The sequence below is a fragment of the Thalassotalea agariperforans genome (genome assembly GCF_053470345.1).
The window spans coordinates 1-4,854 of record NZ_JBQMWH010000029.1; the positions used below are offsets into that span (position 1 = coordinate 1).

Sequence of the window (4,854 nt, forward strand, 5' to 3'; positions counted from 1 at the left end):
GTTGTATTTGCAGTGCTTTGTAATTAAAAAACAACTAACAAGCCAATCAAGCAGGACAAAAAACAGTTTGCTGTTTTCGTGCCTCAACATTTTAGCAAACTATTTTTTGCCTCTTATTGGGGCGTTAGGGCTCTTCGTCGCTAGTCATCACTTTGACATTCGAATCTAATTAGATAGATTTTTTAGTTGCTCAATAATATTAAAAGCATTTTCTGTTTTTTTAATTTGGTCTTGAGTGTTTCCATTTGCAATAGCTGAATCTAATCTTTTACGCATAGACTCTAATAAATCATATTTAATTTCTGGATCTTGGTTCATGCTAGTTGGCGCCATTAAGAATAAACTATCAGTCGAAGAAATTAATTTATTATCCACCAAGTTAGAAACCATATCACCCATTTCATTTTGGGATATATTACTAACATCAAATTTTTTGGCTATCTCTTGCCAATTTTTTTTTGCATTTAAACCAGCATTACTTATATCCACAGTATCTGTTGTTAATGCTTTATTTTCAGTTATTCTGTCCGCATTGCTTAACATGTTATAACTTGGGCTTTGTGTTTTATAAATTTGATTTAATTGAGCGCTATTGTTTATATGCATGAAAAATTCCTTATTTAAATATAAAATCAGCGGTTATTATAATTTACTAAGCAAAAACCTAACCAACTATACATTGCGCAATATATTGCATAAAATCGTATTTAATAATTAATTTATTGGTTTAACAGGAAAATATTTGCCACCTAATAGGTAATTGTGGCAAGTATTGTGCTATTCAAGCCCTAACAAGCCACTCAAGCAGGACAAATAACAGTTGGTTTTTGCTCCTTCGTCGCTTATTTTAACCAACTATCATTTGCCTCTTAGTGGGGCGTTAGGTGAATATGGATATACGTCTAGCCCAGTGTAAAAAATTAGTTTTCTTTTTTACTATTGGTTTTTATTTAATCTCATTAGTATTACCAGCAATACTGTTTGAACGTGTTCCACCACTTTACGGTTGGGAAGTACTTCTCTCAGGATGGTGGGGCATAATATTTTTTGACTTTGGGTGGTACGCAAATATTATTTATTTTTTATCACTTGGAGCTTATAAAGACAGTAACAATACACTTACAATGTTCATAAGTCCTCTTGCGATCATTGTTGGTTTGTCATCTTTATTATCTAAGGAGTGGTGGTTTCATGAAGGAGCAGGTACAGAAATTATTGGCTTGGGTGTAGCTTTTTATTTATGGCTTACAAGCTTTATCGTTTTGTTTGTGGGTGCATTTATTACTGGACTTATAAAGTATAAAGACAACCATAGATAACATAATGGTGCATATAAAATTCACCTAACAAGAAATTAAACAAGGACAAAAAACAGTTGGCTTTTGCTCCTTCGTCGCTAATTTTAGCCAACAATTTTTTGCCTGTTAATTAGGCGTTATATTTTTAAGGAAGAAATAGAGTATGATTCAAAGTTTTTTATCTTTTGTTGTAAGGGCATTTCTAAAGTTAGCCATTTTCTTGGTTATATTATTTAGCATATTTATATTGGGTGGTATGATTACAGAAGCTTTATCTATAGACATTACCCAATTTTTAAATTTACCCGAACAAACTCGAAAATACACGATTATTGCCCCGTTATTATTCTTATCTTATTTTCTTTCCAAATGGCTAGTTAGTGTTTTGAACCTTGATGTGAAAGTAAATAAATTATTTAAAATTACAACAGGTGTTAATTAAAAATATAACAAGTTGCTCAACAGGACAAAATACAGTTTGCTCGGCTCGTACCTCGCCAATTTTAGCAAACGGTATTTTGCCCATTAGCAAAGCGTTAGGTAACTAATCGAAGTATGCATTCACCCTTAGATAAAGTTGGCTCATTTTACGTCTTTTTAGAAACTATTGATTACGATGTTAATGAAGAGTCATTAGAGATTGAAGTTTCCTGTGCGAAACTAGCTGATGAAGTTTATGAGGCTAAACCTAAATCAGGTGATGAAACCGAAGATAAAATAGAAAAAGTATTAGATGGTTGCCGTGAAATAATAACTGACGAAAATAGCCCTCGTTATCGAATCTGCTTTGAACATGTTTTCTATCACCAAGTTTGTGAAGAATTTGACTACGATATGTCAAAAGAGGAATGTGATGATAATGGCGTTATTGGTATCGTTAATGAATCGCCTCTATTATCACACTTAAAGAGTGATACAGAAGTATTTTGGCATATAGAAAGTTCCAAAATGTATGTTATTGCTACATCAAGTAAATGGTTAAGGGTTGTTAGTTCTGAGCCTCCAGAAATAAGGGCTGTAGCAAACGTTACCTAACAAGTCATTAAAGCAGGACTAAAAACAGTTTGCTCGGTTCCGCTTCGCTTCACATTTTAGCAAACAATTTTTAGCCTCTTAATGAGGCGTTATGTGTTTGTAGCTAAAGAAAAAGAAATATTAAAAATTAAGTGGTGTGTTTCGCCATTGTAAGTTTGGTTGCCACCACTAATAAGCTTTACGCAAATACAAAACAAGTTTTGTGGTAAAGCTATTATTTCATTCGCGTTTGGGCTTAAATGGCTCAAGGATAATTTTAATTAAGGGCAGCTTCGTTATTGTTCATGCTAAGTTTTAAACTTGGTTTTACACATAACAAGTTGCTTAATAGGACAAAATACAGTTTGCTTGGCTCGTGCCTCGCCAATTATAGCAAACGGTATTTTGCCCATTAGCAAAGCGTTAGGTGCCCGAGATAGCTCAGGAGTAATAATGAAGAAAATACTATTGATCGCAGCTGCAACAATTCTTAGTGGCTGTGCGCAAAGCGGATACAAGCAATTCTATAATCCATATGTAGACGCAAGAACACTACCAAATGTTGAGCTAATAGGCCCGAATGAAGAACCGCAGATATTTGGTTCTAATAATATTGATCAGGATATCCGAACTTTAAGGTCAAAGAGGTACATTGTCGTAGGTTATTCGTCCTTTAACGGCGGGTACGAAGACACTAAGAATGCGGCGGCGCAGGCTAAAAGAATTGGGGCCACGGTGGTTTTAACCAACTCAGAATATACAAATACCCAATCAAGTACGTCCGCCTTATTACTTCCCAATAACCAGACCACTTATCATTCCGGTAGCGTATATGGTGGTGGAACCTACGGTGGGTACAGCGGCACGAGTACAACATACGGAACTACAGCCGTTCCTTTTACTACCCATCAACGGCGTTACGATCAAGTCGCAGTTTACTTGGTAAAATCAACTCAAAAAATACGTTTTGGTGTTTCGGTCAATGATTTGACTCCTGGCATGAGGACTGAGCTTGAGAGAAACACTGGGGCACTTATAGATATAGTAATAGAAGATACCCCAGCATTTTATTCTAATGTTATGGCTGGGGATATTCTCGTTTCCATTGATGGTCAGCCTGTCAAAAATGGTCAGCATGCCATTGAGCTTATGGCGGCCGTTCCAGAAAGCCAGCCATCTTCTAGCTTTTTGGTTATCCGGAAAGGCGAAGAAAAATCAATAAAGGTTACGTTTTAAAAGCACCTAACAATCTGCTGCTAGGGACAAACTTACGCTGCGCTTCGGTTTGCCCCAGAGCAGGGCGTTAGTTGCCTAGGAGGATTAGGTGCATGATTCAAGACGAGGTGGACTTTTCAAATTGGCTAGATAGCCAACTAAGTGTTGAAATACCAGCGAACGTAATTGCGTTTAACATTAGCGTTTATGAATCACCATTTATTATTGAAATTGTTGGCTCAAATGAATTCGATGTAGAAGATGAAGATTGGGCGTGCAATGAATATTGGGTTCCTACACCTCGCTCCATTGAGGTTTTAAACGATTTATATGGAAATTCATGGGAAGTTGCGGAACAAAATATTGTTAATATGGCTCGCGGTTATTTCATATCAAATACCGTTAACGCAAGTAAATTACAACAAGCGAAAGCTTTTGCTGTTGGCTTCGTGGATGGAAATCTAAATTTGATTAAATAGGCAACTAACAAGTCATTAAAGCAGGACACTGATCTACCCTCGATAAAACGGACACCAAAATCTAATTAAAGATGAGGTGTTCTATGCCGAAGTACAATAATCCAAGACGCACTTGGAAGTATTCAAACGACTTTAAAGTCAACGCTGTTCAACTGAGTTTTGTTGTTGGCGTCACCATAAAATCTGTCGCAGAAAAACTCGACATTCACCCGTTTATGCTGTCACGATGGCGAAAAGAATATCGTGAAGGAATAATTGTGGCTGATAAACGAAAAAAAGTGGCTGGACAATCTAAAACTAAAAAAGCACTGACCAAAGAACAACAACTAGAACGTGAAAATAAGCAACTCAAGGAGGAGCTGTATATTCTAAAAAAGTGGCAACGGTTTCTTGCCGAGGAACATCAAGCCGATATCGATTCATCGAAAAACTCAGAGCCGACATAAAGGTGACGAGGTTGTTGACGTTTTTTAATGTATTTAAAAGTGGCTATTACGATTGGCGCGAAAGATAACCGAGTGCACGCACGTTAGAGGATGTGACGTTGAAAGAAAAAATTCAGCAGATATTCACACAAAATGAGGGGCGTTATGGCAGCCCTCGTATTTTTAAAGCACTTATCAAAGCAGGCTACCGTATTAGTAAACGGCGAGTAGAGCGTTTATATGGTGAACTTGGCTTGGTTGCGCGTGTTGTGCTTGTGACCTATCGGTCACAAGGATTAAAACGCTTTTTAGCGTCAGGCGAAAACTTACGACCTGATGGAGGCGTGCCTAAAGCAAAAAACAAGGTATGGGTTGCCGATGTGACGTACTTGAAAGTAAATGGTGTTTGGCGATATTTATCGG

Annotated in this window: 6 protein-coding genes and 1 pseudogene; 6 read left to right on the top strand and 1 reads right to left on the bottom strand. The window is 36.9% G+C overall.

The annotated features are described in order from the left end of the window. Positions 1-165: 165 nt before the first annotated feature. Positions 166-606, bottom strand: coding sequence for a hypothetical protein (locus tag ACSLUO_RS17555; protein WP_149602704.1), 441 nt, complete (start codon positions 604-606; stop codon positions 166-168). A gap of 284 nt (positions 607-890) precedes the next feature. Between ACSLUO_RS17555 and ACSLUO_RS17560 the strand changes: the two genes are divergently transcribed. From ACSLUO_RS17560 to ACSLUO_RS17585, 6 genes and pseudogenes are all read left to right on the top strand, one after another. Continuing rightward, positions 891-1,319, top strand: a complete 429-nt coding sequence (locus ACSLUO_RS17560; RefSeq protein WP_448250558.1) for a hypothetical protein — start codon at positions 891-893, stop codon at positions 1,317-1,319. Positions 1,320-1,461: 142 nt separating this feature from the next. Then, on the top strand, positions 1,462-1,740 hold the full coding sequence (locus ACSLUO_RS17565; RefSeq protein WP_448250560.1) for a hypothetical protein: 279 nt from the start codon (positions 1,462-1,464) through the stop codon (positions 1,738-1,740). A 113-nt stretch (positions 1,741-1,853) separates the two neighbouring features. Next, positions 1,854-2,333 (top strand): hypothetical protein, encoded by a 480-nt coding sequence (locus ACSLUO_RS17570; protein WP_448250562.1) that lies wholly within the window; start codon positions 1,854-1,856, stop codon positions 2,331-2,333. A gap of 432 nt (positions 2,334-2,765) precedes the next feature. After that, positions 2,766-3,548 (top strand): PDZ domain-containing protein, encoded by a 783-nt coding sequence (locus tag ACSLUO_RS17575; RefSeq protein WP_448250564.1) that lies wholly within the window; start codon positions 2,766-2,768, stop codon positions 3,546-3,548. 92 nt (positions 3,549-3,640) lie between these two features. Further along, positions 3,641-4,006 (top strand): hypothetical protein, encoded by a 366-nt coding sequence (locus ACSLUO_RS17580; protein WP_448250566.1) that lies wholly within the window; start codon positions 3,641-3,643, stop codon positions 4,004-4,006. A gap of 83 nt (positions 4,007-4,089) precedes the next feature. Continuing rightward, a pseudogene (locus ACSLUO_RS17585) lies at positions 4,090-4,854 on the top strand (IS3 family transposase); the annotation flags it as partial.

Coding starts and splice junctions, on each gene's coding strand:
- ACSLUO_RS17555 (WP_149602704.1), bottom strand. CDS start 606: ATGCATATAAACAATAGCGCTCAATTAAATCAAATTTATAAAACACAA.
- ACSLUO_RS17560 (WP_448250558.1), top strand. CDS start 891: ATGGATATACGTCTAGCCCAGTGTAAAAAATTAGTTTTCTTTTTTACT.
- ACSLUO_RS17565 (WP_448250560.1), top strand. CDS start 1,462: ATGATTCAAAGTTTTTTATCTTTTGTTGTAAGGGCATTTCTAAAGTTA.
- ACSLUO_RS17570 (WP_448250562.1), top strand. CDS start 1,854: ATGCATTCACCCTTAGATAAAGTTGGCTCATTTTACGTCTTTTTAGAA.
- ACSLUO_RS17575 (WP_448250564.1), top strand. CDS start 2,766: ATGAAGAAAATACTATTGATCGCAGCTGCAACAATTCTTAGTGGCTGT.
- ACSLUO_RS17580 (WP_448250566.1), top strand. CDS start 3,641: ATGATTCAAGACGAGGTGGACTTTTCAAATTGGCTAGATAGCCAACTA.